Source organism: Ramlibacter sp., assembly GCF_036383835.1.
Taxonomy (GTDB): domain Bacteria; phylum Pseudomonadota; class Gammaproteobacteria; order Burkholderiales; family Burkholderiaceae_C; genus Ramlibacter.
This window is the reverse complement of the sequence record NZ_DASVNN010000120.1, coordinates 1-26,951: the sequence shown is the minus strand read 5'-3', so window position 1 is coordinate 26,951 and position 26,951 is coordinate 1. Positions and strand designations below refer to the sequence as shown.

The 26,951-nt window shown below is 69.3% G+C and carries 25 protein-coding genes, 1 tRNA gene and 1 pseudogene; 18 read left to right on the top strand and 9 right to left on the bottom strand.

The window, feature by feature from the left end; translation table 11 throughout:
- The first annotated feature begins 9 nt into the window (after positions 1-9).
- The 3 genes from VF522_RS18885 to rapZ are packed head-to-tail and all read left to right on the top strand — an operon-like array spanning position 10 to position 3,456.
- On the top strand, positions 10-915 hold the full coding sequence (locus tag VF522_RS18885; RefSeq protein ID WP_330909856.1) for an NAD kinase: 906 nt from the start codon (positions 10-12) through the stop codon (positions 913-915).
- On the top strand, positions 912-2,573 hold the full coding sequence (gene recN, locus VF522_RS18880) for a DNA repair protein RecN (protein ID WP_330909855.1): 1,662 nt from the start codon (positions 912-914) through the stop codon (positions 2,571-2,573). Before VF522_RS18885 ends, recN begins: the two co-directional genes overlap by 4 nt.
- Before the next feature lie 10 nt (positions 2,574-2,583).
- Entirely contained in the window at positions 2,584-3,456 is an 873-nt protein-coding gene (gene rapZ, locus VF522_RS18875; RefSeq protein WP_330909854.1) for an RNase adapter RapZ, read from the top strand.
- Between the two features lie 94 nt (positions 3,457-3,550).
- Here rapZ and mutY read toward each other — a convergent pair whose 3' ends face one another.
- The 3 genes from mutY to mutM form a co-directional block, all read right to left on the bottom strand.
- Positions 3,551-4,591 (bottom strand): A/G-specific adenine glycosylase, encoded by a 1,041-nt coding sequence (mutY, locus tag VF522_RS18870; protein WP_330909853.1) that lies wholly within the window; start codon positions 4,589-4,591, stop codon positions 3,551-3,553.
- Positions 4,592-6,568, bottom strand: a complete 1,977-nt coding sequence (locus VF522_RS18865; protein WP_330909852.1) for a dynamin family protein — start codon at positions 6,566-6,568, stop codon at positions 4,592-4,594.
- A gap of 61 nt (positions 6,569-6,629) precedes the next feature.
- Entirely contained in the window at positions 6,630-7,445 is an 816-nt protein-coding gene (gene mutM / locus VF522_RS18860; RefSeq protein WP_330909851.1) for a bifunctional DNA-formamidopyrimidine glycosylase/DNA-(apurinic or apyrimidinic site) lyase, read from the bottom strand.
- Between the two features lie 33 nt (positions 7,446-7,478).
- Here mutM and VF522_RS18855 point away from each other — a divergent pair, with 33 nt between their 5' ends.
- The 8 genes from VF522_RS18855 to VF522_RS18820 all read left to right on the top strand — a co-directional run bounded on the left by VF522_RS18855 (position 7,479) and on the right by VF522_RS18820 (position 13,602).
- Positions 7,479-9,209: a tetratricopeptide repeat protein gene (locus VF522_RS18855; protein ID WP_330909850.1), complete on the top strand. Its 1,731-nt coding sequence runs from the start codon at positions 7,479-7,481 to the stop codon at positions 9,207-9,209.
- On the top strand, positions 9,206-9,703 hold the full coding sequence (locus VF522_RS18850; RefSeq protein WP_330909849.1) for an outer membrane lipoprotein LolB: 498 nt from the start codon (positions 9,206-9,208) through the stop codon (positions 9,701-9,703). Before VF522_RS18855 ends, VF522_RS18850 begins: the two co-directional genes overlap by 4 nt.
- Before the next feature lie 7 nt (positions 9,704-9,710).
- Positions 9,711-10,568 (top strand): 4-(cytidine 5'-diphospho)-2-C-methyl-D-erythritol kinase, encoded by an 858-nt coding sequence (ispE, locus tag VF522_RS18845; protein ID WP_330909848.1) that lies wholly within the window; start codon positions 9,711-9,713, stop codon positions 10,566-10,568.
- Positions 10,569-10,588: 20 nt separating this feature from the next.
- Positions 10,589-10,665, top strand: a tRNA-Gln gene (locus VF522_RS18840).
- A 30-nt stretch (positions 10,666-10,695) separates the two neighbouring features.
- A complete protein-coding gene (locus VF522_RS18835) occupies positions 10,696-11,676 on the top strand; it encodes a ribose-phosphate pyrophosphokinase (protein WP_330909847.1) in 981 nt (326 codons plus the stop codon).
- Positions 11,677-11,750: 74 nt separating this feature from the next.
- Positions 11,751-12,449 (top strand): 50S ribosomal protein L25/general stress protein Ctc, encoded by a 699-nt coding sequence (locus VF522_RS18830; RefSeq protein WP_330909846.1) that lies wholly within the window; start codon positions 11,751-11,753, stop codon positions 12,447-12,449.
- Positions 12,450-12,577: 128 nt separating this feature from the next.
- Positions 12,578-13,186, top strand: coding sequence for an aminoacyl-tRNA hydrolase (gene pth, locus VF522_RS18825; RefSeq protein ID WP_330909845.1), 609 nt, complete (start codon positions 12,578-12,580; stop codon positions 13,184-13,186).
- A gap of 23 nt (positions 13,187-13,209) precedes the next feature.
- The gene (locus VF522_RS18820) at positions 13,210-13,602 is read left to right on the top strand and encodes a hypothetical protein (RefSeq protein ID WP_330909844.1); all 393 of its coding nucleotides are present in this window, start codon (positions 13,210-13,212) and stop codon (positions 13,600-13,602) included.
- A 135-nt stretch (positions 13,603-13,737) separates the two neighbouring features.
- On the opposite strand, the pseudogene VF522_RS18815 reads toward VF522_RS18820, so the two are convergent.
- Positions 13,738-13,983: pseudogene (locus VF522_RS18815) on the bottom strand (YfhL family 4Fe-4S dicluster ferredoxin); the annotation flags it as partial.
- Positions 13,984-14,028: 45 nt separating this feature from the next.
- On the opposite strand from VF522_RS18815, the gene VF522_RS18810 reads away from it, so the two are divergent.
- Genes VF522_RS18810 through VF522_RS18780 form a run of 7 tightly spaced genes read left to right on the top strand, consistent with a single transcriptional unit; the run spans position 14,029 to position 21,987 of the window.
- On the top strand, positions 14,029-14,979 hold the full coding sequence (locus VF522_RS18810; RefSeq protein ID WP_330909843.1) for an ABC transporter permease: 951 nt from the start codon (positions 14,029-14,031) through the stop codon (positions 14,977-14,979).
- Complete coding sequence (locus VF522_RS18805) at positions 14,976-15,854, top strand: ABC transporter permease (protein WP_330909842.1); 879 nt, start codon at positions 14,976-14,978, stop codon at positions 15,852-15,854. Before VF522_RS18810 ends, VF522_RS18805 begins: the two co-directional genes overlap by 4 nt.
- The gene (locus VF522_RS18800; protein WP_330909841.1) at positions 15,851-16,879 is read left to right on the top strand and encodes an ABC transporter ATP-binding protein; all 1,029 of its coding nucleotides are present in this window, start codon (positions 15,851-15,853) and stop codon (positions 16,877-16,879) included. Before VF522_RS18805 ends, VF522_RS18800 begins: the two co-directional genes overlap by 4 nt.
- Positions 16,876-17,703 carry an ATP-binding cassette domain-containing protein gene (locus tag VF522_RS18795; RefSeq protein WP_330909840.1) on the top strand — a complete coding sequence of 276 codons (828 nt, stop codon included), beginning with the start codon at positions 16,876-16,878 and terminating at the stop codon, positions 17,701-17,703. Before VF522_RS18800 ends, VF522_RS18795 begins: the two co-directional genes overlap by 4 nt.
- A gap of 40 nt (positions 17,704-17,743) precedes the next feature.
- The gene (locus VF522_RS18790) at positions 17,744-19,237 is read left to right on the top strand and encodes an ABC transporter substrate-binding protein (protein WP_330909839.1); all 1,494 of its coding nucleotides are present in this window, start codon (positions 17,744-17,746) and stop codon (positions 19,235-19,237) included.
- 4 nt (positions 19,238-19,241) lie between these two features.
- Positions 19,242-20,666, top strand: a complete 1,425-nt coding sequence (locus VF522_RS18785) for an amidase (RefSeq protein ID WP_330909838.1) — start codon at positions 19,242-19,244, stop codon at positions 20,664-20,666.
- Complete coding sequence (locus tag VF522_RS18780; protein ID WP_330909837.1) at positions 20,656-21,987, top strand: tetratricopeptide repeat protein; 1,332 nt, start codon at positions 20,656-20,658, stop codon at positions 21,985-21,987. Before VF522_RS18785 ends, VF522_RS18780 begins: the two co-directional genes overlap by 11 nt.
- On the opposite strand, the gene VF522_RS18775 is transcribed toward VF522_RS18780, so the two are convergent.
- The 5 genes from VF522_RS18775 to VF522_RS18755 all read right to left on the bottom strand — a co-directional run bounded on the left by VF522_RS18775 (position 21,948) and on the right by VF522_RS18755 (position 26,850).
- Positions 21,948-22,616: a histidine phosphatase family protein gene (locus tag VF522_RS18775; RefSeq protein WP_330909836.1), complete on the bottom strand. Its 669-nt coding sequence runs from the start codon at positions 22,614-22,616 to the stop codon at positions 21,948-21,950. The two genes, VF522_RS18780 and VF522_RS18775, sit on opposite strands and share 40 nt — an antisense overlap.
- Positions 22,617-22,720: 104 nt before the next feature.
- Positions 22,721-23,221 carry a pantetheine-phosphate adenylyltransferase gene (gene coaD, locus VF522_RS18770; RefSeq protein ID WP_330909835.1) on the bottom strand — a complete coding sequence of 167 codons (501 nt, stop codon included), beginning with the start codon at positions 23,219-23,221 and terminating at the stop codon, positions 22,721-22,723.
- 48 nt (positions 23,222-23,269) lie between these two features.
- Complete coding sequence (gene rsmD, locus VF522_RS18765) at positions 23,270-23,851, bottom strand: 16S rRNA (guanine(966)-N(2))-methyltransferase RsmD (protein WP_330909834.1); 582 nt, start codon at positions 23,849-23,851, stop codon at positions 23,270-23,272.
- A gap of 219 nt (positions 23,852-24,070) precedes the next feature.
- Positions 24,071-25,420, bottom strand: a complete 1,350-nt coding sequence (locus VF522_RS18760) for a pitrilysin family protein (protein ID WP_330909833.1) — start codon at positions 25,418-25,420, stop codon at positions 24,071-24,073.
- An 11-nt stretch (positions 25,421-25,431) separates the two neighbouring features.
- A complete protein-coding gene (locus tag VF522_RS18755; RefSeq protein ID WP_330909832.1) occupies positions 25,432-26,850 on the bottom strand; it encodes a pitrilysin family protein in 1,419 nt (472 codons plus the stop codon).
- Between the last annotated feature and the right edge of the window lie 101 nt (positions 26,851-26,951).

Below are 26,951 nucleotides of genomic sequence, written 5' to 3'. Positions count from 1 at the left end.
AATTTGCCGATGAAATCCATCTTCCGGCAGGTCGGCCTGTTCGGCAAGTACCAGACCACGGCGGCGCCCGCGCTGGCGGCGTCGACGCGCGCCGCCCTGGAGGACATCGCGGAGTTCCTGTCGTCGCAAGGCTGCGAAGTGGTGGTGGAACGCGACACCGCCGCCAATGCGGGCCTGACCGGCTACCCCACCGCGGACGTCGTGGCGATCGGCACGCAGTGCGATCTCGGCCTGGTGGTGGGCGGCGACGGCACGATGCTGGGCATCGGCCGCCAGCTCGCGCGGCACGGCGTCCCCCTGATCGGCATCAACCAGGGTCGGCTGGGCTTCATCACCGACATCCGGCTGGACCAGTTCCGCACCGTGCTGCCGCCCATGCTGGCCGGCGAGTACGACGAGGACCACCGCTCCCTCATGCACGCGAACGTGGTGCGCGACGGCCAGGCGGTGTTCGATGCCCTGGCGATGAACGACGTCGTGGTGAACCGCGGCGCCACCTCCGGCATGCTGGAACTGAACCTGGAGGTGGACGGACACTTCGTCGCCAACCAGCGCGCCGACGGCCTGATCGTCGCGTCGCCCACCGGCTCCAGCGCCTATGCGCTGTCCGCCGGCGGCCCGCTGCTGCATCCGGCCCTGCCTGGCTATGTGCTCGTGCCGATCGCGCCGCACACGCTGTCGAACCGCCCGATCGTGCTGCCCGACGCCGTGGAGATCACGATCGAACTGGTGTCCGGCCGCGATGCCAGTGCCAATTTCGACATGCAGTCGCTCGCCTCGCTGATGCACGGCGACCGCATCACGGTGCGCCGTTCGCAGCACAAGGTACGATTCCTCCATCCCAAGGGGTGGACGTACTTCGACACCCTGCGCAAGAAACTGCACTGGAACGAGGGCGCCCCGCTGACGCCATGAGCCTCAAACGCATCGCCCTGCGCGATTTCGTCATCGTCCGCGAGCTGGAGCTCGATCTCGACGCCGGCTTCTCCGTGCTGACGGGCGAGACGGGCGCGGGCAAGTCCATCCTGGTCGACGCGCTGCAGCTCGCGCTGGGCGCCCGCGCCGAAGCCAGCGTGGTGCGCGAAGGCGCCGCCCGCACCGAAATCAGTGCCGAATTCGACCTCCCGCCCGCCCTGCTGCCCTGGCTGGAGGAAGCCGGATTCGAGGCCGGAGACAGCCTGCTGCTGCGCCGGAGCATCGACAGCCAGGGCAAGAGCCGCGCCTGGATCAACGGCAGCAGCGCCACCGCCACGCAACTGCGCGAGGTCGGCGAGCACCTGGTGGACATCCACGGCCAGCATGCCTGGCAAAGCCTCACCCGGCCCGCCTCGGTGCGCGCCCTGCTCGATGGTTACGCCGGCCTCGACCCCTCGAAGCTGCAGCAGCTGTGGACCGGCTGGCGCTCGGCGCAGAAGACGCTGGCCGACGCGCGCAGCGCGCAGGACTCGCTGCAGCGCGAACGCGAGCGCCTGTCCTGGCAGGTCGGCGAAGTCGACAAGCTGGCGCCGGGCCAGGACGAGTGGGACGAGCTCAATGCCAGCCACACGCGCCTGTCGCATGCGCAGGCGCTGCTCGATGCGGCGCAATCCGCGCAGGAAATGCTCGATGGCGACGAGGGCGGCGCGCGCAAGGCGCTGTCGCAGGCGGTGGACACGCTGCGCGGGCAGGAACACCTGGAGCCGCAGTTCCGCGAGATCGGCGAAGTGCTCGCCTCCAGCCTGGCGCAGATGGAAGACGCCGCGCATTCGCTGCAGGCGTACCTGCGCAAGACCGACCTCGAACCGGAGCGGCTCGCCGAACTGGACGAACGCATGTCCTCCTGGCTCTCGCTCGCACGGCGCTACAAGCGCACGCCGCCGGAGCTGCCGGGCCTGCTCGCATCCTGGCAGGACGAACTCAAGAAGCTCGACGCCGCCGCGGACCTCGCGGCGCTGGAAGCGGCGGAAAAGAAGGAGCACGAGGCTTTCCTGGCGGAAGCCCGCGCGCTGTCCAAGGCGCGCGCCAAGGCGGCGCCGCAACTCTCCAAGGCCGTGACGCAGGCGATGCAGGGCCTGGGCATGACGGGCGGCCGCTTCGAAGTGGCGCTGGAAAAGCTGGAGACGCCCACGGCTTTCGGACTGGAAGAGATCGCTTTCCTGGTCGCGGGCCACGCGGGCAGCACGCCGCGGCCGGTGGGCAAGGTCGCTTCGGGCGGCGAGCTCTCGCGCATCGCACTGGCGATCGCGGTCACCACCAGCCGCATCGGGGAAGCGCAGACGCTGATCTTCGACGAAGTGGATTCGGGCGTCGGCGGCGCCGTCGCCGAGACGGTGGGACGCCTGATGAAGCAGCTGGGGCGCGACCGCCAGGTGCTCGCCGTCACGCACCTGCCGCAGGTGGCCGCCTGCGCCGACCACCACCTGGTGGTGGCCAAGCAGAGCCAGGCCGGCGGCGTCAGCAGCAGCGTGGCGCCGGTCGAGGGCGAGAAGCGCGTGGCGGAAGTCGCCCGCATGCTGGGTGGCGAACGCCTGTCGGGCACGACGCTCGCGCACGCCAAGGAAATGCTCGGCGACGCCGCGGCGGCGGGCAGCTGAGGAGCGCCGCATGCCGATGGAACTGGTCCTCATCACCGGCATGTCCGGCTCCGGCAAGTCGGTGGCGCTGCGCGCACTGGAGGACGCGGGCTACTTCTGCGTCGACAACCTGCCGCCGGAACTGCTGCTGTCCTTCGTCGAACTGGAAGAGAAGAACGCGCGCCGGCGGGTCGCCATCGCCATGGACGTGCGCACCGCCACCTCGCTGCCGCAGGTGCCGGGCCACCTGGGCGAGCTGGTGCAGCGCGGGATCGCCGTGCGCCCCCTGTTCCTCGACGCCGCCACCGAGACGCTGGTGCGCCGCTTCTCGGAAACGCGGCGGCGCCATCCGCTGTCCGAGGCCGCCGGCGAAACCGGCGTCGACCAGCACCGCGCGCTGGTGGAAGCGATCGAGCTGGAACGCGAGCTGCTGGCGGAACTGCGCGAGCGCGCCCACGTGATCGACACCAGCGTGATCCGCGCGGCGCAGCTGCAGGAATACGTGAAGGGGCTGCTGTCGGCGCCGCTCGCGTCGCTGACGCTGGTGTTCGCGTCCTTCTCGTTCAAGCGCGGCATCCCGGTCGATGCCGACTACGTGTTCGACGTGCGCATGCTGCCCAACCCGCATTACGAGCCCGAGCTGCGCGACCTGACCGGGCTCGATGCGCCGGTGGTGGAATTCCTGCAGGAGATCCCGGAAGTCGACGACATGTACGCCGACATCGCGGCCTTTCTCGATCACTGGCTGGAGCCGCTGGCGCGGAACCACCGCAGCTATGTGACGGTGGCGATCGGCTGCACCGGCGGCCAGCACCGGTCGGTGTACCTGGTCGAGCGGCTGGCGGAGGAGTTCGGGCAGCGGTGGACGACGCTGAAGCGGCATCGGGAGCTGGGGAAGGCGTAGGGCGTGACGGTGGGCTTGCAGGGTGGGCAACTTGTTGCCCACCATCGGCCGACGGTGGGCAAGCAAGCTTGCCCACCCTACCGAACCCCAGCACTCAGCCTGCGTTCTCGAGGAACTTCCGCACCGGCGCCGGCAATCCCAGCCCCGGCCACTGCCCCGCGCCGAACCACTGCCCCTCGCCCGCATTCCACTCCGGCGGCACCACCGCCTGCACCGGATGCAGGTGCAGGTCCTTGTGCGTCAGCACGTGCACGAAGGGCTCGACGTCGCGCAGCCTCCTGCGTGCCGCGGCCGGCAGCACTTCCTCCAGCGCATCGCGGCTGCCGAACACCGGCAGGCAGTAGAGCCCGGCCCACACGCCCGGCGTGGGGCGCTTTTGCAGCCACACCGATCCGTCGCCGGCCTGCGCATGCAGCAGCCAGAGCGACTCCGCCGTGCGCTTCAACTTGCGCGTCCGGACCGGATAGTCCTGCGGATTGCCCTGCTTCGCCGCGACGCACTGCTCCTGCACCGGGCAGAGCAGGCAGCTCGGATTGCGCGGCACGCACACGGTGGCGCCGACGTCCATCAGCCCCTGCGTGTAGCGCGGCATGTTCTCCCGCAGCTCGCGCGCGGGCAGCAGCGACCGCGCGTGATCCCACAAGGCGCGCTCGTTGGCGCCGAGCGCGAGATCCCCGCCGAAGCCCAGCACGCGCGTCAGCACGCGCTTGACGTTGCCGTCCAGGATCGCGGCGCGCTCGCCGAAGCAGAAGGAGGAGATCGCCGCCGCCGTCGAAGGCCCGATGCCGGGCAGCGTCTGCAGCACTTCGGCCGTGCGCGGAAAGGCGCCGCCGTGCTGCTCCATCACCATCTGCGCGCAGCGGTGCAGGTTGCGCGCGCGGCTGTAGTAACCCAGGCCGCTCCATAACGCGAGCACGTCATCCAGCGGCGCCGCGGCGAGCGACTGCACGTCGGGAAAGCGCGCCAGGAAACGCTCGTAGTAGCCGAGCACCGCGGCCACCTGCGTCTGCTGCAGCATGATCTCGGAGAGCCACACGCGGTACGGCTCGCGCGTGTTCTGCCAGGGAAGGGAGTTGCGGCCGTGCGTGCGCTGCCAGCGCACGACGCGGCCGGCAAAGCCGGCCGGGAGATCCATTTACGCCGTCTTGAGCGCGGGCTGCACCGCGGCCGCATTGGACGCGGCCATCGACGTGCTGGTGAGGTGCGAGGTCAGCTCGGCGAGCTTGGCGTCGAGCACGTCGAGCGCGGTTTCCTGCGACGCGATCTCGGTGATGCGGTCGTCGAGGCCGCTGGCGGCCTGCTGGATGCGTTCGATGGCCTCCAGCCGGCGGCCGAAGTTGCGGCGGCGCTCGCGCAGCTGCGCATCGAGCTGCGCGCTGGCGGACTTGTTCCACAGCTCCACTTCGCCCAGCGCCGATTCGTAGATCACGCGCAGGCGGGTGGCCAGCGCGCGCACCAGGCGATCGGCGAATTCGGGCTGCGCCAGGCGCAGCGCGTTGCTCACGCCCAGGTACTGGTTGTGGCTGCGCTCGACGAGGTCGAGGTCGCGCTCGTAGCGCGCGAGGTCCGGCTCGCGCGGCGCCTGCAGCGAGAAGCCGTATTCGGCGTTCAGCTGGCGGAAGGTCCCCGTCAGCATGGTCTGGATCTCGCCGCTCACCTTTTCCGCCTTGCGCAATCCTTCGCGCAAGCGATCGAAGGTCTTGGCGTAGGCCTTGCGCACGCCCAGCTTCAGGCCGGGGGTGCGCAGGGCGTCGGTGAGCTCCTGCATTTCCGACTTCAGCGTGGCGGTGCCCAGCAGCGTGAACACGTCGCGCAGCAGCTTCAGGTGCACCGAGCGCACGGCATGGATCTTGGCGCCGCTCGCGTCGAAGTCGGCCTGCTCCTGCTCGATGCGCGCGCGCATGTGCTTGATGACCTGGATGTTCTTGCCGCGCAGCCCCTTGAGCTCCACCATCTGCTCGGCGAGGTCGCGGCGGCGAATGCCCAGCCCCCGGGTGGCCTCGGTGCGCAGTTCGGCGATGTTGGTGGAGACTGCGGAGTTCAGGATCTTCTGCCGCTCGCCCATCACGCCATTGGCCAGCGCGTGCTCCAGCGCGGGCAGGTTGCTCGCCTTGAGCAGTTCGGCGTTGCTGTTGACCTTGGCGACCAGGCCCTTCTGGCCCGACACCGGGATCACCTGCTGGTCCTGCAGGCCCAGCAGGTCGGCGGTGGTGCGGCGCTGGCGCTCGATCTGCGACTGCACCTGTGCGGGCGTGCTGAGCGCATCCCACATGGTGTCGATCTTGTTCAGGACGACCAGGCGCGAGGCGCCGCCGCCATCGCCGTCTTCCTCGGCGATCAGGTGTTCGCGCCAGATGGCGAGGTCGGACTTGGTCACGCCGGTGTCGGCGGCCAGGATGAAGACGACCGCGTGCGCCTGCGGGATCAGGTTGACCGTCAGTTCCGGTTCGGCGCCGATCGCGTTGAGGCCGGGGGTATCCAGGATCACCAGCCCCTGCTTGAGCAGCGGGTGGGCGATGTTGATCAGGGCATGGCGCCAGCGCGGCACTTCGACCAGGCCGTCGGCGCCCACCATCGGGTTGTCCTCGGGGCTGTCTTCGTGCCAGAAGCCCAGCGCCTTGGCATCTTCCACCGTCACGCGGCGGATCTCGGAGACCTTCTCGAAGGCCTGGGAGAGCTGCCCGGGATCGTTGACGTCCAGGTCGATGCGGTGCCACTTGTCCGGCACCATGCGCCACTCCATCAGCGGCTGCGTCTGCAGGCGCGTCTCGATCGGCAGAAGGCGCAGGCAGGGCGGGACTTCGGCGTCGTAGCCCAGCTCGGTCGGGCACATGGTGGTGCGGCCGGCGCTGGCGGGCATGATGCGGCGCTTGTAGCCGGCGAAGAAGATCGCGTTGATCAGCTCCGACTTGCCGCGGGAGAACTCGGCGACGAAGGCGACCATGACCTTGTCCGAGCGCATCTGGCCTTCGAGGCGGCGCAGCCGTTCCTCGACGCCGGCATCCATCAGGTCATGGTCCTTCAGCCATTCCGACAGCAGTTTGAGACGCAAGGCGAATTCGCGCCGCCATGCGCCGTGCTGGTCGAACTGCTCGTTGAAGGATGTACCCACTTTGTTCCCTGGCCTCGTAACTGAATATAGCATCGGGCCCTCTCCTGCTCATCATTTGCCTTCAGTGTTTCTGGCAATGTGCGCAGAAATACGTCGCGCGCTGGCCTTGCCGGATCATCCGGATCGGGGTTCCGCACACGCGGCAGGGTTCGCCGGCGCGGTCGTAGACCATGGCTTCGAGCTGGAAGTAACCCGATTCGCCCTGTGCATTGGAGAAATCGCGCAGGGTGCTGCCGCCCTTGGTGACCGCGCGCGCGAGCACGTCGCGGATCGCTTCCTGCAGCCGCGCCGCCCGCGGACGGGTGATGCGCGCAGCCGACACCGTGGGCCGGATGCCGGCGAGGAACAGCGCTTCGGATGCATAGATGTTTCCGACGCCGACCACGATGTCACCCGAAAGGAGAACTTGCTTGATCGGCGCCTTGCGCTTCTTCAGTGCGGCGTGGAAGGCATCGAGGTCGAAGTGCTCCCCCAGGGGCTCGACGCCGAGGCCGCCGAGCAGCTTGGCCGCCTCGGGTGCGGACTCGCTCTCCGCGTAGACGATGGCGCCGAAGCGGCGCGGATCGTTCAAGCGCAGCACGCCGCGGTCGGTCACGAGGTCGAAGTGGTCGTGCAAAGCCGCTTCCGGCATCGCGGCGTCGAAGCGCAGGCTGCCGGACATGCCCAGGTGCATCAGCAGCACGCCGCGATCCAGGTCCACCAGCAGGTATTTGCCGCGGCGGCGCACGCCGGAGACGATGCGGCCCACGAGGCGCTCCGGCGCGATGCCCAGCGGCCAGCGCAGCGGCTTGCCCACGCGCACCGCCTCGATGCGCGCGCCGGCGATGCGCTCGGCAAAACTGAGGCGCGTGACCTCGACTTCGGGGAGTTCGGGCATGGGAAGGAAAAGCCGTCGGATTATGATGGGTCGATGAAGAAACTCCGCCGGACCGCAGCCGCTGCGGTTCTCGCTCTCTGCGCCTTCGGACAGCCCGTCTTCGCGCAAGCGCCGCAGGTCGCGGCCGCCGGCAACAGCACCCTCGACGCCGAACTGTTCTACCAGTTGCTGCTGGGCGAGCTGAACGTCCGCGCCAACGAGCCGACCGCGGGCTTCGCGCTGATCCTCGACGCCGCGCGCAAGACCAACGATTCCTCCCTTTACCAGCGCGCGGTCGAACTCGCCCTGCAGGCCCGCTCCGGCGACGCCGCGCTGCAGGCCGCCCGCGCCTGGAAGCAGGCGGTCCCGCAGTCGCGCGAAGCCAACCGCTTCGTGCTGCAGATCCTGGTGGCGCTCAACCGCCTGCCGGAAAGCGTGGAGCCGCTGAAGACCGAGATCTCGATGGCCGAAGCAGCCGATCGCGCGGGGATCATCGCGGCCGCCGGCCGCATCTATGCGCGCGCCTCGGACAAGAAGCAGGCGGCGTCGGTGGTCGAACAAGCCCTCGCCGACCACCTGGGCCGGCCGGACACCGGCCCCGCGGCCTGGAGCACGATCGGCCGCCTGCGCCTGAACGCGGGCGACGCGCCGGGCGCCCTGGAAGCCGCGCGCCGCGGCCAGGCCATCAACCCGGGCGCCGAAGGTCCCGCGCTGCTGGCGCTGGACATGATGGATCCCAAGCAGCCGCAGGCCGAAGCGCTGGTACGCAAGTACCTCGAAGGCAAGCCGCTGCCGGAGCTGCGCATGGGCTATGCGCGCGCGCTGCTGGACGCCAACCGCAGCGCCGAGGCGCTGCAGCAGCTGCAGGTCGTCACCCGCGAGCGCCCCGAATTCCCCGAGGCCTGGCTGGCGACCGGCACCCTGCTGGTGCAGGACAACCAGCTCGCGCCGGCCGAAGCGGCGTTGAAGAAGTACCTGGAGCTCGCCGGCGGCCAGCAGGACGCCGAGGACCGCGGCCGCGGCACCGCGCAGGCCTACTTGTCGCTCGCACAGATCGCCGAGAAGCGGCGCGACTTCGCCCAGGCCGGCGCCTGGCTGGACCGCATCGAGAACTCGCAGGACCTGGTGCAGGCGCAGAACCGCCGCGCGTCCATCCTCGCGCGCCAGGGCCGCCTGGACGAGGCGCGCAAGCTGATCCGCGCGCTGCCCGAACGCAACCCGGCCGACATCCGCATGAAGACGCTGGCCGAAGTGCAGCTGCTGCGGGACAACAAGCAGCTCAAGGCCGCCTACGACCTGCTCGCGCAGGCCTCCGCCAAGGACCCCGCCGACGCCGACCTGATGTACGACCAGGCCATGGTGGCCGAGAAGCTCGGCGACTTCGCGCAGATGGAAAAACTGCTGCGCCAGATCGTGGCGAAGAAGGCGGATTACCACCACGCCTACAACGCGCTGGGCTTCTCGCTCGCGGAGCGCAACCAGCGCCTGCCGGAAGCCAGGCAGCTGATCCAGAAGGCGCTGGAGTACGCGCCCGGCGATCCCTTCATCACCGACAGCCTGGGCTGGGTCGAGTTCCGCATGGGCAACAAGGCGGAGGCGCTGCGCATCCTGCAGGGCGCCTACAAGGAACGTCCGGACGCCGAGATCGCCGCGCACATCGGCGAGGTGCTGTGGTCGGTCGGCCAGCGCGACCAGGCACTGTCGATCTGGCGCGAAGGCCTGCTGCTCAACGCCGAGAACGACACGCTGCAGGAAACGATCAAGCGCTTCAAGGTGAAGCCATGAGGACCGCACTGCGCGCTTCCTGGGCCGCATCGGCTCTCCTGTCCCTGACCCTGCTCGCGGGCTGCGCCGCACCGCCGCGCACGCCGACGCCGCCGGGCGTGCAGTCGTGGAGCGGGCGGCTGGCGCTCAGCGTGGAGGGCCAGTCCAGCCAGTCCTTCTCGGCCGGCTTCGAACTGAAGGGCGCGCCCGAGACCGGCGAACTCACGCTGACCAATCCGCTGGGCGGCACGGTCGCCCTGCTGTCCTGGGCGCCGGGGACGGCGACGCTGCGCTCCAATGGCAAGGAGCGGCAGTTCCCCTCGGTGGAAGCGCTGGCGCAGGAAGCGACCGGACAGGAGCTGCCGCTGGCGGCGCTGTTCGACTGGCTCGCGGGCAAGCCCACGCCGGTGCCCGGCTGGGAGGTCGACGTGAGCCAGGTCGCCGAAGGGCGGCTGCGCGCGCGCCGCACGGCGCCGCCCCCGCCCGCGGACCTGCGGGTGGTGTTCGAGCGCTGAGGCGCGCATGCAGGCCCTGCACGACGTCGCCGCGCCGGCGAAGCTCAACCTGTTCCTGCACGTCACCGGACGGCGTGCCGACGGCTACCACCTGCTGCAGTCGGCGTTCATGCTGCTGGACTGGCACGACACGCTGCACTTCGAGCGCCGCCCCGGCGGCAAGCTGAGCCGCGAGGACCTCGGCCCCCCGCTTCCTGAAGACGACCTGACGCTGCGTGCCGCGCGCGCCCTGCAACAGGCGAGCGGCAGCCGCGAAGGCGCGCACATCCGCGTGCTCAAGCGGCTGCCCGCCGAAGCCGGCCTGGGCGGCGGCTCGTCGGATGCGGCCAGCTGCCTGCTCGCGCTCAATCGCCTCTGGAACCTGCGCCTGCCGCTGTCTTCCCTCGAGAAGATCGGCCTGTCGCTCGGTGCCGACGTGCCCTTCTTCCTGCGCGGACGCAACGCCTGGGTCGAAGGGATCGGCGAGCGGATCACGCCAGTGCAGCTGCCCGCGGCGCGTTTCGTGGTCGTCAAACCGCGGCGCGGGCTGGCGACGAAGGACATCTTCCAGCACCCCGCGCTGAAACGCGATTCGGACGGTGCTACAATCGCAGGCTTTGCTGCAGACCCCTACGGTTTTGGTCACAACGACCTGGAACCGGTGGCCCGGCAGATCTGTCTCGAAGTGGACGAGGTCTTGCAATGGCTGGGTTCGCAAGGCCTGCAAGCCCGGATGACGGGCTCGGGCAGCGCGGTCTTCGCGCTGCTGCCGCCGGGAAAATCCCTGGCGCCGGCCCCGGCGGACTGGGTGATCCAGGTTTGCGGCAATATGGAGGTCCATCCCCTTTGGGGCTGGGCACCCAGCGACGATTCGGTTGACGGCTGATTTCAGCGGTCGACCAGTGTAGGGGAGTCGCCAAGTTGGTTAAGGCACCGGATTTTGATTCCGGCATGCGAGGGTTCGAGTCCTTCCTCCCCTGCCAAACCGTTTAGTTGGGTCTACAGACATTCCGATGCAGGCTTCTCCTCCCACCCCCGATTTCATGGTCTTCACCGGCAATGCCAATCCGGCGTTGGCGGAGGAAATCGCCGGCCACCTGGGCATCGCGCTCGGCGCGGCGTCGGTGAGCCGTTTCTCCGACGGTGAAGTCACCGTGGAGATCAACACCAACGTGCGGGCGCGGGATGTGTTCGTGGTGCAGTCGACCTGCGCCCCGACCAACGAGAACCTGATGGAGCTGCTGATCATGGTCGACGCGCTCAAGCGCGCCTCGGCCGAACGCATCAGCGCCGTGATCCCCTACTTCGGCTACGCCCGCCAGGACCGCCGCCCGCGCTCCTCGCGCGTGCCGATCTCGGCCAAGGTGGTGGCCAACCTGCTCGAAACGGTGGGCGTGGCCCGCGTGCTGACGATGGACCTGCACGCCGACCAGATCCAGGGCTTCTTCGACATCCCCGTCGACAACATCTACGCCTCGCCGGTGCTGCTGGGCGACCTGCGCCTGAAGAACTACGAGGACCTGATCGTGGTGTCGCCGGACGTCGGCGGCGTCGTGCGCGCCCGCGCGCTGGCCAAGCAGCTGGGCACCGACCTCGCGATCATCGACAAGCGCCGGCCCAAGGCCAACGTGTCGGAAGTGATGCACGTGATCGGCGAGATCGAAGGCCGCAACTGCGTGATCATGGACGACATGATCGACACCGCCGGAACGCTGGTGAAGGCGGCCGAGGTGCTGAAGGAACGCGGCGCCAAGAACGTCTACGCCTACTGCACGCACCCGATCTTCTCGGGCCCCGCGATCGAGCGCATCTCCAAGGGCTCGGCCCTGGACGAAGTGGTGGTGACCAACACCATCCCGCTGTCGGATTCCGCGCGCGGCTGCAGCAAGATCCGCCAGCTGTCCGTGGCGCCGCTGATCGCCGAAACGATCCAGCGCATCGCCAAGGGCGAGTCGGTGATGTCCCTGTTTTCGGACCAGGTCAACCTGTTCTGAATTTCGCGCCCCGCAAGGGGCATCTTGAAACCGGAATCGCACTGGTCGCGGTGCGTTCCTGATTGGAGCCAGATATGAAATTCGTCGCTTTCGAGCGCAAGTCGGAAGGTACGGGTGCGAGCCGCCGTCTCCGCAACGTCGGCAAGACCCCCGGCATCGTCTACGGCGGTGAAGGCCAGCCCCAGCTGATCGAACTCGATCACAACGCCCTGTGGCACGCCCTGAAGAAGGAAGCCTTCCATTCGTCCATCCTGGACATGGAACTGGGCGGCAAGTCGAACAAGGTGCTGCTGCGCGACGTGCAGTACCACCCGTTCCGCCAGCAGGTGCAGCACATCGACTTCCAGCGCGTGGACGCCAACACCCGCCTGCACATGAAGGTGCCGGTGCACTACACGGGCGCCGAGGAATCCGATGCGATCAAGCTGGACCACTGCCTGGTGAACCCGGTCATGACCGAACTGGACGTGTCCTGCCTGCCCGCCGACCTGCCCGAATTCATCGAGGTCGACCTGTCCGGCCTGAAGAAGGGCATGACCCTGACGCTCAAGGACATCAAGCTGCCCAAGGGCGTGAAGGCCGTGACGCACGGCAAGCCGAACCCGGTGCTGGTGTCCGTGGTGGTGCCGGCGGCCGAAGAGTCCGCCGAAGCCGCTGCCGGTGCCGAAGGCGCTGCTGCCGCTCCGGCCGCCGACGCCAAGGCCGCTGCTCCGGCCAAGGGTGGCAAGGAAGCCGCGAAGCCGGCCGCCAAGGCTCCCGCCGCGAAGAAATAATTCGTCCTGGGCCCCCGCCTGCGCGGGGGTGACGAATGCCAAAGCCCGCGCAAGCGGGCTTTTTTCATTTGCGCACGGTGACAATAGTCGTGTCGCGCCGCGGCGCTTCCTGAGAACCTTCCGAAATCATGATCAAGCTGTTCGTGGGCCTGGGCAATCCCGGGCCCGAGTACGAGGCAACGCGCCACAACGCCGGCTTCTGGTGGGTGGATGAACTCGCGCGCGATCTCAAGGTGAATCTCGTGCACGACCGCGGCTACCACGGGCTGGTCGCCCGCGCCAATGTGCACGGCCACACGGTGTGGCTGCTGGAGCCCCAGACCTTCATGAACGTCTCGGGCAAGTCGGTGGCGGCGCTGGCGCGCTTCTACAAGATCGCGCCGGAGGAGATCCTCGTGGCGCACGATGAACTCGATGTCGTGCCGGGCCAGGCCAAGCTCAAGCTGGGCGGCAGCCATGCGGGCCACAACGGCCTGCGCGACATCCACGCGCAGCTGGGCACCGGCGACTACTGGCGCCTGCGCATCGGCATCGGCCATCCGGGCGTGAAGGCCGAAGTGATCAACTGGGTGCTGAAGAAGCCCGCACCCGAGCAGCGCACGGCCATCGAGGAATGCGTCACCCGCACGCTCAAGGCCGTGCCCGCCATGCTGGCCGGCGAGATGGACAAGGCCACGCTGATCGTCCACACCCACAAGGCCCCGCGGCCCAAGCCGCCGCGGCCCGAAGGGGCCTGACCACCCACCCTGGAGTCGCATCCATGACGAACCGCAACACCCTCCTGTGCACCCTGCTGCTTGCCGCGAGCCCCTGGGCGACGGCGCAGGCGGTCTGGCGCTGCGGTTCGAGCTACGGCCAGCAGCCCTGCGAAGGCGGCACGGCCATCGCCACGCCTGCTGCGCCCTCCGCTGCCGACGCTTCGCGTGCGGCAGGCGCGGCGAAGGCGGACGCGAAGCGGGCCGACGAGATGCAGAAGACGCGGCTCGCCCAGGAGAAGAACGCGCCCAAGGCGGGCGCGTTCGGGCCGGTGGACAAGCCGGAGGTGAAGAAGGTGGCGGAGAAGAAGCCCGAGGCGGGCAAGAAGAAGAAGGCGAAGCCGGAGAAGCCCGGCGACTTCACCGCGGTCGTGCCCGGGTCGGGCAAGAAGAAGTAGCAGCCGTCATTCCCGCGGAGGCGGGAATCCAGGGCTTTCGGAAGGCAGGCGCTCCGCGCCGTCCTGGGCCCCCGCCTGCGCGGGGGTGACGGGAAGGGCGGGGGTGACGGGAGAGGCGGCGGTGACGGGCACGACCGCGGCCACCAATCGCTGGTACTTCTGGAACAGCGTCTCGCGGCTCTCCACCCGCTGCGGGTTCACCGGGATGCATGCCACCGGGCACACCTGCACGCACTGGGGCTCGTCGAAGTGGCCGACGCACTCGGTGCACTTGTCCGGGTTGATCTCGTAGATCTCCGGACCGAGGGAGATGGCCTCGTTGGGGCATTCCGGCTCGCACACATCGCAGTTGATGCATTCGTCCGTGATCATCAATGCCATGGCTGCCGGGTCTCCTGGAACGGTTCTGGCATTATCCGCCGCTGCATGGGCCTGTTCCTCTTCAAGCGGCTGATCACCCTCATCGCGACGCTGGTAGGGACCTCCATCGTGGTGTTCCTGGTGCTCGAGATCCTGCCGGGGAACGCGGCCCAGATCATCATGGGGCCGGACGCCTCGCCGGAGGCGGTGCAGGCGCTGGCGCAGAAGCTCGGCCTGGATCGCCCGGGCGCCGAGCGCTACTGGGGCTGGGTCACCGGGCTGCTGCACGGCGACCTGGGCCTGAGCTACGCGTACAGCACCCCGGTCGGCGAACTCGTGCTCGAACGGCTGACCCTGACGGTGCCGCTGGCCCTCATGGCCATGACGCTCACCACGATCCTGGCGCTCGCGGCCGGCATCTACGCCGCCTCGCGGCACAACAAGCTGGGCGACGTCGGCATCATGGGCCTCACGCAGGTCGGCATCGCCATCCCCAACTTCTGGTTCGCCATCCTGCTGATCCTGCTGTTCTCCGTGCAGCTCGGATGGTTCTCCGCGGGCGGCTTCCCGGGCTGGAGCGAAGGCATCCTCGAAGGCCTGCGCGCGCTGCTGCTGCCGGCGCTGTCGCTCGCCGTGGTGCAGGCGGCGATCCTCGCGCGCATCACGCGCTCCGCGGTGCTGGAAGTGCTGCGCGAGGACTTCGTGCGCACCGCCCGCGCCAAGGGCGTGTCGCAGCGCGCCACGCTGTGGGGGCACGTGCTGCGCAACGCGCTGATCCCGGTCATCACCGTGATGGGCCTGCAGTTCGCGGAACTGCTCGCCGGCACCATCGTGGTGGAAAGCGTCTTCTATCTCCCCGGCCTCGGCCGTCTGATCTTCCAGTCGATCGCCAACCGCGACCTGATCGTGGTGCGCAACTGCGTGATGCTGCTGGCGGCAATGGTGGTGATAGTGAACTTCGTCGTCGACATCCTGTACGCGGTCATCGATCCACGTGTGAAGGCGAGCGACATATGAGTGCAATGCTGGATACGGTGCCGACCGCGCCGCTGCAAGCCCCCGGATTCTGGCAGCGCGCACGCCGCAATCCCAGCTTCATGATCGGCCTGGTGCTGACGCTGCTGCTGGCATTCGCCGCGGCGCTGTCCTTCGCCTGGACGCCGCACGACCCGTACGAGATCGACATGGGCCTGAAGCTGCGGGCCCCCGACGGCAAGTACTGGCTGGGCACCGATCCCTTCGGCCGCGACATCGCCTCGCTGCTGCTGGTGGGCGCGCGGGCCTCCATCGCCGTCGGCGTGATCGCGGTGGGCATCGGCCTCTTGATCGGCACCGCGCTGGGCCTGCTGGCGTCGGCCAAGCGCGGCTGGGTCGAGGAGGTCATCATGCGCGTGGCCGACTTCGGCTTCGCGTTCCCCGCGATCCTCTCGGCGATCATGCTCACCGCGGTGTTCGGCCCCGGCATGGTCAACGCGATCGTCGCGATCGGCATCTACAACATCCCGACCTTCGCGCGCATCACGCGCGCCTCCGCCAACGCCGTGTGGGCCCGCGAGTACGTGCTGGCCGCGCGCGCCTGCGGCAAGGGCAGCTTCAGCATCACGATGGAGCACGTGCTGCCCAACATCCTGTCGGTGCTGATCGTGCAGGCGACCATCCGTTTCGCGATCGCCATCCTCGCGGAGGCCGCGCTCTCGTATCTCGGCCTCGGCACGCAGCCGCCGCAGCCCTCCTGGGGCCGCATGCTCAGCGAAGCGCAGACGCTGCTGTTCCAGGCGCCGCGGCTGGCGGTGTTCCCCGGCCTGGCCATTGCATTGGCGGTGCTCGGCCTCAACTTGCTCGGCGACGGCCTGCGGGACCTGTTCGATCCCAGGCTCGCGCGCAAACGATGAAGCCGCTGCTCGAAGTCCGCAATCTCTCGGTGGAACTGCAGACCCACCGCGGGCCGGCCTGTGCCGTGCGCGACGTGAGCTTCTCGCTGGCCCGCGGCGAGTCCCTCGGGCTGATCGGCGAATCCGGCTCCGGCAAGTCGATCACCGCGATGGCGCTGATGGGCCTGCTGCCGGAGAACGCGCGCGTCACCGGCAGCATCGTCTTCGAGGGCGAGGAGCTGGTGGGACGGCCGGAGCGCGCGATGTGCGAGCTGCGCGGCGACCGCATCGGCATGGTGTTCCAGGAGCCGATGACCGCACTGAACCCCGTGCACACGGTCGGCGACCAGGTGGCGGAGCCGCTGCGGCTGCACCGCGGCTTGTCCTCTTCCCAGGCGCGCAAGGAAGCGATCGCCCTGCTCGATCGCGTGGGCATCCCGGAGGCCGCGAAGCGCATCGACGCCTACCCGCACCAGTTCTCGGGCGGGCAGCGGCAGCGCATCACGATCGCGATGGCGCTGGCCTGCGGTCCCGACCTGCTGATCGCCGATGAACCGACCACGGCGCTGGACGTCACGATCCAGCGCCAGATCCTCGAGCTGATTCGCGAGCTGGTGGCCGAGCGCGGCATGGCGCTGCTGCTGATCTCGCACGACCTCGGCGTGATCGCGCAGAACGTGCAGCGCATGCTGGTGATGTACGGCGGGACTGTGGTGGAAAGCGGGCCGACCGCGCAGGTGTTCGGCCACCGCATGCACCCCTACACGCTGGGGCTGTTCGCGGCGCGGCCGGGGCTGCGCGCGTCGAAGGGGCAGAGGCTCGCGACGATCCCGGGGACCGTGCCGGAGCTGGTGGATTTGCCGAAGGGCTGTCCCTTTGCGGGAAGGTGCCGGTGGACGATTCCGGAGTGCAGCGCGCAGGTGCCGCCGCCCATCGAGGTGGAAGCAGGGCATGCGGTGAGATGCATCCGGCTGGATGATGTGGTGGCGGCCGAGAGCGCCCCCACCCCAACCCTCCCCCAGAGGGGGAGGGAGGAACGCCGATGACGGCGTTGCTGCAGGTCGAGGACCTCCACAAGCGCTACGCGCTGCCGCGCGAGAAGCTGTTCCAGCCGCCCGGCGAGGTGCACGCGCTGAACGGCGTGAGCTTCACGATCGAAGCCGGGCGCAGCCTGGGCATCGTCGGCGAGTCGGGCTCGGGCAAGTCCACGCTGGCGCGGCTGGTGATGGCGCTGGACACGCCGTCTTCCGGCCGCGTGCGCCTGCTCGGGCGCGACCTGCATGCGCTGCCGCGCGAGGAACTGCGCGCCGCCCGCCGCGACTTCCAGATGGTGTTCCAGGACCCGTACGGCTCGCTGGACCCGAGGCAGCCGGTGCGCCGCATCGTCACCGAGCCGCTGTCCGCGCAAGGTGTCTCGCGCGACGAGATGCACCAGCGCGCCACCGAGGTGCTGCAGGCCGTGGGCCTGCGTCCCGCCGACCTCGACAAGTACCCGCACGAATTCTCCGGCGGCCAGCGCCAGCGCATCGCGATCGCCCGCGCGCTGGTCACCCGCCCGCGCCTGATCGTCGCCGACGAACCGGTGAGCGCCCTCGACGTCTCGGTGCAGGCCCAGGTGCTGAACCTGATGCAGGACCTGCAGGCGCAGTTCGGCATCACCTACATGCTGATCAGTCACGACCTCGCCGTGGTGCACCACCTGTGCGACGAGGTGGCGGTGCTGTGGCAGGGCCGCATCGTCGAACAGGGACCGCCGGAGAAGCTCTTCGCCGCGGCCGAACACCCGTACACCCGCACGCTGCTGGCCGCGGTGCCCGGGGCCGAACCCCCGGCCACTCCTCTTGCCTCGGCTGGCGAAACTCGGGGATGATCCCCGCCAAGAATCCCACTTTCCACGGAGTCCCGGAACCATGATGAAACGCCGCAGTGTCCTCACGCACACCGCTTCGCTGGCCGCTCTCGCCACCCTGCCCGCGGGCGTGCTGGCGCAGAAACGCAAGGACTCCGTCGTGCTGGCCATGACGCTGGAGCCGGCGCCGGGGCTGGACCCCACCGGCGGCGCGGCGTCGGCCATCGGCGAGATCACGCTCTACAACATCTTCGAGACGCTCACCAGGATCCACCCGGACGGCTCGGTGACGCCGCTGCTCGCCGAGAGCTGGGAGGTGTCGCCCGACCTCACCACCTACACCTTCAAGCTGCGCCGCGGCGTGAAGTTCCACAACGGCGAACCCTTCAACGCGAACACGGTGAAGTTCGCGTTCGACCGCGCCGGCGCGGAGAAGAGCACCAACAAGGACAAGCGCACCTTCGCGAACCTCACGACGCGTGCCGTCGACGAGAACACGGTCGTGATCCTCACGAAGGAAGTGGATCCGGACTTCCCCTTCCTCATGGGACAGGCCACCGCCGTCATCGTCGAACCCAGGAGCGCCGACACCAACATGACCAAGCCCGTGGGTACCGGGCCCTACGTGCTGGACAACTGGGTGAAGGGTTCGTCGATCACGCTGAAGAAGTGGGACGGCTACCGCAACGCGAGCGCCATCAAGATGAACCGCGCGACCTTCCGCTTCATCCAGGACCCGGCGGCGCAGGTGGCCGCCATGCTGGCCGGCGACGTCGACGTGTTCCCGCGCATCACGCCGCGCAGCGTGGAGCAGTTCAAGGGCAACGCGCGCTTCCAGACGCTGGTGTCGGGCTCGCGCGCCAAGACCATCCTCGCCATCAACAACAGGAAGAAGCCCTTCGACGACGTGCGCGTGCGGCGCGCCGTGGCGGCGGCGATCGACCGCAAGGCGGTGATCCAGGGCGCCGGCGACGGCTACGGCGCACCGATCGGCAGCCACTATCCCCCCAGCGCGCCCGGCTACGTCGACACCACTGCCGTGAATCCCTACAACCCGGAGCGCGCCCGCGCGCTGCTGAAGGAAGCGGGCGTGACCGGTCCGCTGGAGGTGACCATCACGCTGCCGCCGCCGCCCTACGCGCGACAGGGTGGCGAGGTGATCGCCGCGCAGCTCGCCAAGGTGGGCATCAACGCCAAGCTGCAGAACGTGGAATGGGCGCAGTGGCTGTCCAACGTCTACGGCAACAAGAACTACGACATGACGATCATCTCGCATGTCGAACCGTTCGACCTCGGCAACTTCGCCAAGCCGGACTACTACTGGAACTACCAGTCCTCGAAGTTCAACGACCTGTACGCGAAGTACAAATCCACCGCGAGCCCGAAGGACCGCGCGAAGCTGCAGGCCGACCTGCAGCGCCTGCTGGCCGACGACTCGGTGCACGCCTTCCTCTACCAGCCGCAGTGGGTGACGGTGGCCAACAGGAACGTGAAGGGCCTGTGGAAGGACATGCCGATCTTCGTGAACGACCTGTCGGCCCTGAGCTGGGGTTGAAGCGATGTCGGAGCCCCTGCATGAACTCCCGGCTCCCGCGCTGATCCAGCTGTACCGCCGGCGCGAAGTGTCGCCGGTGGAAGTCGCCCGCAGCGTGCTCGGGCACGTCGAGCGCTGGGAGCACCACATCCAGGCCCTGTTCCTGCTGCGCCCCGAGCAGGTGATGGAACAAGCGCGCGCCAGCGAGTCGCGCTGGCTGCGCGGCGAGCCGCTGGGCCTGATCGACGGCGTGCCGGTCACGATCAAGGACAACATCGCCACGCGCGGCGATCCCACGCCGCTCGGCACCGCCGCTTCGGAATGCGTGCCGGCGGCGGCCGACGCGCCGCCCGCCGCGCGCGTGCGCGAGAGCGGCGGCGTGATCCTCGCCAAGACGACGATGCCCGACTACGGCATGCTGTCCTCGGGGCTTTCCAGCTACCACCAGCTCGCGCGCAATCCCTGGGACCTGGGCCGCACGCCGGGCGGTTCCAGCGCCGGCGCGGGCGCTGCGGCGGCGGCCGGCTACGGGCCGCTGCACATCGGCACCGACATCGGCGGCTCGCTGCGCCTGCCCGCGGGCTGGTGCGGCATCTTCACGCTCAAGCCCAGCCTCGGCCGCATCCCGATCGATCCACCCTATGCGGGACGCGCCGCGGGACCGATGACGCGCACCGTGGAAGACGCCGCACTCTTCATGGACGTGCTCGCGCGTCCCGACGACCGCGACGCGATGAACCTGCCGCACCAGGAGATCCCCTGGAACCGCTTCGACGCCGGCGCCGATCGCCTGCGCGGGCTGCGCATCGGCCTGCTGCTGGAAGCGGGTTGCGGCCTCGCGGTGGAGCGGGAAGTGCGCGCGGCGGTGGAACGCGCGGCGCTGCTGTTCGAGCGCGCCGGCGCGGTGGTCGCGCCGCTGCGGCCCTTCATGACGCAGGGCATGCTCGACGGCATGGACCACTTCTGGCGCATGCGATCCCTCATGGACATGCGCTCGCTGGCGCCCGATGCCAAGGCGCGCGTGCTGCCCTACATCCGGCACTGGGCCGACAGCGCCGCCGGCATGACCGGCGAGGCGATGTTCCGGGCGTCGCAACAGTTCCACCTGACGCGGCTCGCGGCGGTGAACGCCTGCCGGCCCTTCGACTACGTGATCTCGCCGGTGTCGCCGGTGCCGGCCTTCCCGGCCGAACTGCCCTCGCCCACCAACGACCCGCTGCGGCCGCTGGAGCACATCGGCTTCACCGTGCCCTTCAACATGTCGGAGCAGCCGGCCGCGTCGATCAACTGCGGCTACACGTCGGGCGGCCTGCCGATCGGCCTGCAGATCGCCGGCAAGCGCTTCGACGACCTCGGGGTGCTGCAAGTGGCGCGCGCCTTCGAGATGATCCGGGAGCCGCAACGGCCCTGGCCACTCCCGCCGTCGGAAGCCATCCACCATGTGGACTGATCCGCTCGGCAACGCGCTCACGCTGGAGGACGGCGGCAGCCTCGCCGCGCTGAACGATTTCGTCGAAGGCTTCATCGCGAGCGAGGTGCGCGCGGCGGACATCCTGCAGGCGAAGGACGATCCAGCCGCCATGGTGCAGGCGTGCTGCGCGGCGCTGCACATGTTCGCGGAAACGCGCGACGCTTCGGCGCACGCGCGGCCTTTCATCGAACGCGCGCAAGCCGCGTCGGCGCGCGCCACGCCTCGCGAGCAGCGCTTCGTCGCGGCGGTCGCTGCCTGGGTCGACGGCGACGTCGCGCGCGCCGTGACGCTGCACGAGGAGCAGGCGAGGCAGTTCCCGCGCGACCTGGTGTCGCTCAAGCTCGGGCAGTACCACCTGTTCAACCGCGGCGACGCGCCCGGCATGCTGCGCCTCGCCCTGCATGCGCAAGCTGCGGCGAGCGACGTGCCCTTCCTGCACGGCATGCTGGCCTTCGCCTGGGAGCAGTGCCACTTCCTGGAACAGGCCGAAGCCGCCGCGCGGCAGGCGATCGCGATGCGGCGCAAGGAACCCTGGGCGCACCATGCGCTCGCGCACGTGATGCTCACGCAAGGCCGTCTCGCCGAGGGCCACGCCTTCCTGCAGGACGTGAGCCCCACCTGGACCGGCCTGAATTCCTTCATGGTCACGCACAACTGGTGGCACCAGGCGCTGTTCGCGCTGGACCTCGACCGTCCCGAGGAAGTGCTGGCGATCTACGACCGGCACGTGTGGGGCGAGGTCAAGGCGTACAGCCAGGACCAGGTCAACGCGGTCTCGCTGCTGGCGCGGGCCGAGCTGGCGGGGGTCGACGTCGGCGATCGCTGGCAGGACCTGGCCGGTCACCTCGCCCAGCGTGCCCACGACCACGTGCTGCCTTTCCTGGACATGCAGTACCTGTACGGACTGGCGCGTGCCGGGCGGATTGACGCCGCACGCACCTGGCTGACAAGCATCGAGGCGCATGCGCTGCGGCAAACGGGGGAAGACGCCGTCGTGTGGCAGCGCGTCTGCCTGCCCGCCGCGCACGGCCTGTTCGCCCATGCGATGGGAGACTGGAACACCTGCGTCGATGCGCTGGGCCATGCGCTGCCCAGGCTGGTGGAGATCGGCGGCAGCCATGCGCAGCGCGACCTGTTCGCGCAGGTGCACCTGGATGCGATGCTCAAGGTCGGCCATCTCGCGGGCGCGCAGGACATCCTGCAGCCGCAGGTGCGCGCGCAGCCGGAATCGAAGCGCCTGCGCCGGCAGGCGAAGCGGCTTTACGCCGCCCTGGGCTTGCCCGAAACGTATTTCTTCTGATCGTAGACCGGCTGCGGCGGCATGTCGGCCAGGTGGCGCGTGTCGGCCCAGGCGAGGATGTCGATGGCGCCGTCGCGCATCTTGATGCGGTTGAATCCCGCGTTGGGGATCTCGCTCTGGCGCGGCCCGCCCAGGCCCAGCGAGCGGGCGGTGCGCCAGATCATGTCCAGCACGCCGCCATGCGTGACGACCACCACGGTCTGCTGCGGATGTGCCGCCACCAGGCGCTGCACCGCTTCCATCACCCGCGCATGGAACTGGCGCGTGGATTCGCCGCCCGGCATCGCGAAGTTCTCGTCGAAGCGCAGCCAGCCCGCCCAGGCGTCCGGCAGGTCGCGCTGGATGTCGTCCGCGCGCATGCCTTCCACCTTGCCGAAGTGCTGTTCGCGCAGGCCCTTCTCCGGCACTGCCTGCAGCGCCAGCTCGCCGGCGATCGGCCTGGCCGTCTGCCGCGCGCGCAGCAGGTCGCTTACGTAGACCGCATCGGCCTTCTCGCCGGCCATGCGGCCGGCAAGGCGCCGGGCCTGCTCCAGCCCCGTCGCATTGAGCGAGACGTCGAGATGGCCCTGGAAGCGCAGCTCCCGGTTCATGTCGGTCTCGCCGTGGCGGATCAGCACCAGCTCGGTCATGCGTCGATTATCCGGGCGGTCCGTCGGTGCAGGATGCGTGCAAGTGGGCGAAGCAGAACTATTCCTCACCGCCGTCATCCCCGCCTGCGCGGGGACGACGGAATTCACTCGCGACCGAGCGACCGCACCTTCTCCACCAGCCGCTTCTGCACCGACGGCGAAACGAACTGGTGCACCTCGCCTCCCAGCACCGCGATCTCGCGCACGAAGGTGCTGCTGATGAACTGGTACTTGTCGCTGGGCGTGAGGAACACCGTCTCCACGTCCGGCATCAGGTGGCGGTTCATGCCCGCGAGCTGGAATTCGTAGTCGAAGTCGGTGACGGCGCGCACGCCGCGCACCATGGCCTTGCCGCCGCGCTCCACGACGAAGTCGCGCACCAGGCCGCTGAAGCTCTCCACCGTCACCTGCGGATACTTCGCGAGCGCCTCTCGGGCCATCTCGACGCGCTCCTGCATGGTGAAGAGCGACTTCTTGTGGTGACCCGCCGCCACCGCCACGATCAGGCGGTCGAACAGCTGGCAGGCGCGTTGCACCACGTCCTCGTGGCCCAGCGTCATGGGATCGAAGGTGCCGGGGTAGACGGCGAGGACGGCTTTGGACATGGAGGCTCTCCTGGCGCCTGCGACGGCGGCGACCGCTGGTGCGCCGGATTATGCAGTCCGGCGCAGCAGGTGGCCGTGCACGGCCCCGGCTTTGAGGTAGCGCACCGCCTCGAGGCCGTGGCGCGCCAGCGCCTCGCCCTCCCAGGCAGCGGGGGCCTCCAGGTAGACGAAGCCGCCTTCCTTCAGCGCCGGCCGCGCGGCGGCCAGGGCCTTGTCGAACAGGTCGGATTCGAAAGGCGGATCCAGGAACACCAGGTCCACGCTGCCGGCGGGCAGCGAGGCGAGCACCGACAGGGCGTTGCCGCGCTGGATGCGCACGTTGCCGGCATCCAGCTTGCGCACGATCGCCCGGATCTGGTCCACCAGCGCGCCTTCGGCCTCCACCAGCAGCACGTCCGCGGCGCCCCGCGAAGCCGCCTCCAGCCCCAGCGCCCCGGTGCCGGCGAAGGCGTCGACGCAATGCCAGCCGCTGAGATCCTGCCCCAGCCAGTTGAACAGCGTCTCCCGCACCCGGTCCGGCGTCGGCCGCAACCCCGGCCGGTCCGCCACCGGCAAGGGCGTGCGCTTCCACTGCCCGCCGATGATGCGGACCTGGTTGGTACGTCGAGGCGATGTCGTGGTACGGGGCATGCGGCCGATGGTATGTCCTGGCCGCCCGCGACCTTTTCGCGTGGAACAAAAAAACGGGACACGGCCTTGTGGGCCGTGTCCCGACTCTCTCCCTGTGAAACCTGGTCTCGAGAAACCAAGAGCGTGTGACAGCGCTGGAAGGGATTGTTCAAGCTCCTTTCGCCGGCTGCCCGCGGCACCCTGTCAACATTGACAGGTTTTCACCCAAACGGAGGAGCGCTACTGTCGGGTCGGCGCGACTTGGGCCCCGCCGACGACCACCGTCACCATGCGATCGGGCTGCAGCTTGCGAGCGAAGGCGGCGCGGATGTCGGCCGCCGTGACTTTTTCCACTTGTTTCGTCCAGGTGTCCAGGTAGTCCAGCGGCAGGCCGTACCAGGCGATGTTCGCCAGGTTGTCCAGCAGCTTGCGGTTGCTGTCCAGGCGCAGGGCAAAGCCCCCGACCATGAAGTCCTTGGCCGCCTTCATTTCGGCGTCCGACGGCCCTTCGGCGACGAAGCGGCGCACCACGTCGCGCGAAACCTGCACGGCCTGCGCCGCCTGGTCCGGGCGGGTCTGCAGGCCCAGGGTGAAGGCCCCGGCATGCAGGCCCGGCGCGAAATAGCTGTAGACGCTGTAGCTCAGGCCGCGCTTTTGCCGCACTTCCTCGGACAGCCGCGACACGAAGCCGCCGCCGCCCAGGATGTAGTTGCCCACCAGCAGCGGGAAGTAGTCCGGGTCGTCGCGCTTGTAGCCCGGCTGGCCGATCAGCACGTGGGCCTGCGCCGAGGCGAAGGGAATGCTGTTCTCCGCCGGCGCGGTGAGCGCCGGGACCTCGGCCACCGCCGCCTGCGGCTGGCAGTTGCCCGCCGGCAGGCGCGAAAGCAGGGTCGAGACGATCTGGTCGGCCTGCTGGCGGTTCACCGCGCCCACCACGCTGGCCTTGGCGCGGCAGGGCTGCGCCAGCTTGTAGAACTCGCGCATGTCCTGCACCGTGATGCGGTTCAGCGCTTCCTCGGTGGCGTAGTTGCCGTACGGGTGGGTGCCGTACACCGCCTTCTGGAAGGCCTGGTCGGCCACCGTGCCGGGACGCGTGAGCGCCTCGCGCATGCTGGCGATGCTGCGGGCGCGATCGCGCTCCCACAGGGCCTGCGGGAAGGCCGGCTCGCCCATCTGGCGCGCCGCCAGCTGCACCGCGCGGTTCAGGAGGTCGGGATAGGTGAGCGAGCGCAGCGAAAAGCTCATGCGGTCGAGGCCGGCGTCCACGCCGTAGCCGGCGCCGAGGTCGGCCCAGGCTTCGCCGAGCTGGTTCTCGTCCAGCGCCGGCTGGCCGTTGCGGGCCTCGAGCCCCTTGCGGCTCATGCTGGCGGTCACGCTGGCGAGACCGGCCTTGTCCAGGGGGTCGCGGCGATCGCCGGCGTCGAAGTCGATCTGCACGTCGACGATGGGCAGCGCGGGGCTTTCGATCAGCCAGACCTGCGCGCCGTTGGCCTGCTGCCATTTCTGGATCGGCAGTGCGGCGAAGGCCGGCGCCGCCAGGGTGACGGCGAGCGCGGCGAGGGCGGCCCCGCGTGCGAGGGAATGCTTCATGGCGGGTCCTTTCAGTGGCGCGAGGGAGCGGCGGGAGCGCGCGGGCGGCGGTTGGGGTCCGGCGGCAGCGGCCGCAGGATGCCGACGCTCAGCTGGTCGTCGCCGAAATAGCGGGCCGCCACCGACTTCACCTGTTCGGCCGTCACTTCGTTCAGGCGCGCCATCAGGCGCTGGTCGGCGTCGAGCGGCAGGCCCAGGAGCCAGGCGCTGCCCAGTTCGCGCGCGACACCCATCACGGAATCGAGCTTGTAGATCTCGCCGGCGGTCCAGCGGATCTTCACGCGCTGCAGCTCCGCATCGGTGATGCCGTCCTTCGCGACCAGCGCCACCTGCGCGCGCAGGGCCGCCTCCACCTGCTCCGGCGTCTTGCCCGCGGCGGGCACGCCCGAGAGCGTGAAGAGTTGCGGGCCGCGCCCCCACAGGCCGTTGCCCGCATCGACGCTGTCGGCGATGCGCTCGGGACCGCGCGTGAGCGCCCGTTCCAGCCGCGCGCCGTCGTAGCCATCGAGCACGGCGGCCAGCACCGACAGCGCCAGCGCGTCGTCGTTCTCCGGCGTGCGCTCGAAGGAGCGCAGCTGCGGCACCTTGAAGGCCAGCGCCAGGTACGACTGGTCCGCCGGCGCCTTGAAATCCATGCGGCGGATGCCTTCCTGCTTCGGCTCCTCGCGCGGCTTGCGCGGCGGCACCACGCGCGTGGGGATGGAGCCGTAGTACTTCTCCGCGAGCCGGCGCACCTGCTGCGGATCGACGTCGCCCGCCACGATGACGGCTGCATTGGCGGGCACGTACCAGCGGCGGAAGAAGTCGCGCGCGTCGGTGGCCGTCATCGCATCGAGATCGCTCATCCACCCGACCACCGGGCGCCGGTAGGGGCTGGACTGGTAGGCGACGGCGCTGAGCTGCTCGTAGAGCTGCGCGCGCGGGTTGTCCTCGGTGCGGCTGCGGCGCTCCTCCTTCACCACCTCCAGTTCGCGCTTGAACTCGTCGTCCGGCCACTGGTTGTTGGCGAAGCGGTCGGATTCCAGCCGCATCACGTCCTCGAGCCGGCTGGCCGGGATCTGCTGGTAGTAGCCGGTCATGTCGCGCGTGGTGAAGGCGTTCTCGCGCCCGCCCAGCGCGGCGACCCTGCGCGAGAACTCGCCGGGCTTGACCGCCTTGGAGCCCTTGAACATCATGTGTTCCAGCACGTGGGCCACGCCGGTGGAGCCGTCCACTTCGTCCATCGCGCCGACGCGCACGTAGACCATGTGCACCGCGGTGGGCGCGCGCCGATCGGGCTTGACGATCAGCGTCATGCCGTTGGCGAGCGTGAACTGCTGCGGCTTTTCCTGCGCCGGTGGCGGCCCGGAAATCTGCCCGCTGGCGGGCAGCAGGAACAGCGACAAGGATGAGGTAAGGACGAGGAGGAAAGAGCGGAGGTGCTGTTTCATAGAATCCTGTGATTCTAGAAACGTCCCTGATGTTCAGCTTTTTCCGGAAAAAGCCGCCGGCCACCCCCGCACCCGCCCCCGCTCCCGCTGCCGAACCGGTG

Excerpts from the sequence above, each read along its gene's own strand:
- coaD (WP_330909835.1), bottom strand. The coding sequence starts at position 23,221 with ATGTCCAAAGCCGTCCTCGCCGTCTACCCCGGCACCTTCGATCCCATG.
- pth (WP_330909845.1), top strand. The coding sequence starts at position 12,578 with ATGATCAAGCTGTTCGTGGGCCTGGGCAATCCCGGGCCCGAGTACGAG.
- VF522_RS18790 (WP_330909839.1), top strand. The coding sequence starts at position 17,744 with ATGATGAAACGCCGCAGTGTCCTCACGCACACCGCTTCGCTGGCCGCT.
- VF522_RS18760 (WP_330909833.1), bottom strand. The coding sequence starts at position 25,420 with ATGAAGCATTCCCTCGCACGCGGGGCCGCCCTCGCCGCGCTCGCCGTC.
- VF522_RS18830 (WP_330909846.1), top strand. The coding sequence starts at position 11,751 with ATGAAATTCGTCGCTTTCGAGCGCAAGTCGGAAGGTACGGGTGCGAGC.
- VF522_RS18775 (WP_330909836.1), bottom strand. The coding sequence starts at position 22,616 with ATGACCGAGCTGGTGCTGATCCGCCACGGCGAGACCGACATGAACCGG.
- VF522_RS18795 (WP_330909840.1), top strand. The coding sequence starts at position 16,876 with ATGACGGCGTTGCTGCAGGTCGAGGACCTCCACAAGCGCTACGCGCTG.
- VF522_RS18820 (WP_330909844.1), top strand. The coding sequence starts at position 13,210 with ATGACGAACCGCAACACCCTCCTGTGCACCCTGCTGCTTGCCGCGAGC.
- VF522_RS18785 (WP_330909838.1), top strand. The coding sequence starts at position 19,242 with ATGTCGGAGCCCCTGCATGAACTCCCGGCTCCCGCGCTGATCCAGCTG.
- VF522_RS18800 (WP_330909841.1), top strand. The coding sequence starts at position 15,851 with ATGAAGCCGCTGCTCGAAGTCCGCAATCTCTCGGTGGAACTGCAGACC.
- VF522_RS18780 (WP_330909837.1), top strand. The coding sequence starts at position 20,656 with ATGTGGACTGATCCGCTCGGCAACGCGCTCACGCTGGAGGACGGCGGC.
- VF522_RS18755 (WP_330909832.1), bottom strand. The coding sequence starts at position 26,850 with ATGAAACAGCACCTCCGCTCTTTCCTCCTCGTCCTTACCTCATCCTTG.
- VF522_RS18835 (WP_330909847.1), top strand. The coding sequence starts at position 10,696 with ATGCAGGCTTCTCCTCCCACCCCCGATTTCATGGTCTTCACCGGCAAT.
- rsmD (WP_330909834.1), bottom strand. The coding sequence starts at position 23,851 with ATGCCCCGTACCACGACATCGCCTCGACGTACCAACCAGGTCCGCATC.
- VF522_RS18850 (WP_330909849.1), top strand. The coding sequence starts at position 9,206 with ATGAGGACCGCACTGCGCGCTTCCTGGGCCGCATCGGCTCTCCTGTCC.
- ispE (WP_330909848.1), top strand. The coding sequence starts at position 9,711 with ATGCAGGCCCTGCACGACGTCGCCGCGCCGGCGAAGCTCAACCTGTTC.
- VF522_RS18805 (WP_330909842.1), top strand. The coding sequence starts at position 14,976 with ATGAGTGCAATGCTGGATACGGTGCCGACCGCGCCGCTGCAAGCCCCC.
- VF522_RS18885 (WP_330909856.1), top strand. The coding sequence starts at position 10 with ATGAAATCCATCTTCCGGCAGGTCGGCCTGTTCGGCAAGTACCAGACC.
- rapZ (WP_330909854.1), top strand. The coding sequence starts at position 2,584 with ATGCCGATGGAACTGGTCCTCATCACCGGCATGTCCGGCTCCGGCAAG.
- mutY (WP_330909853.1), bottom strand. The coding sequence starts at position 4,591 with ATGGATCTCCCGGCCGGCTTTGCCGGCCGCGTCGTGCGCTGGCAGCGC.
- mutM (WP_330909851.1), bottom strand. The coding sequence starts at position 7,445 with ATGCCCGAACTCCCCGAAGTCGAGGTCACGCGCCTCAGTTTTGCCGAG.
- recN (WP_330909855.1), top strand. The coding sequence starts at position 912 with ATGAGCCTCAAACGCATCGCCCTGCGCGATTTCGTCATCGTCCGCGAG.
- VF522_RS18810 (WP_330909843.1), top strand. The coding sequence starts at position 14,029 with ATGGGCCTGTTCCTCTTCAAGCGGCTGATCACCCTCATCGCGACGCTG.
- VF522_RS18855 (WP_330909850.1), top strand. The coding sequence starts at position 7,479 with ATGAAGAAACTCCGCCGGACCGCAGCCGCTGCGGTTCTCGCTCTCTGC.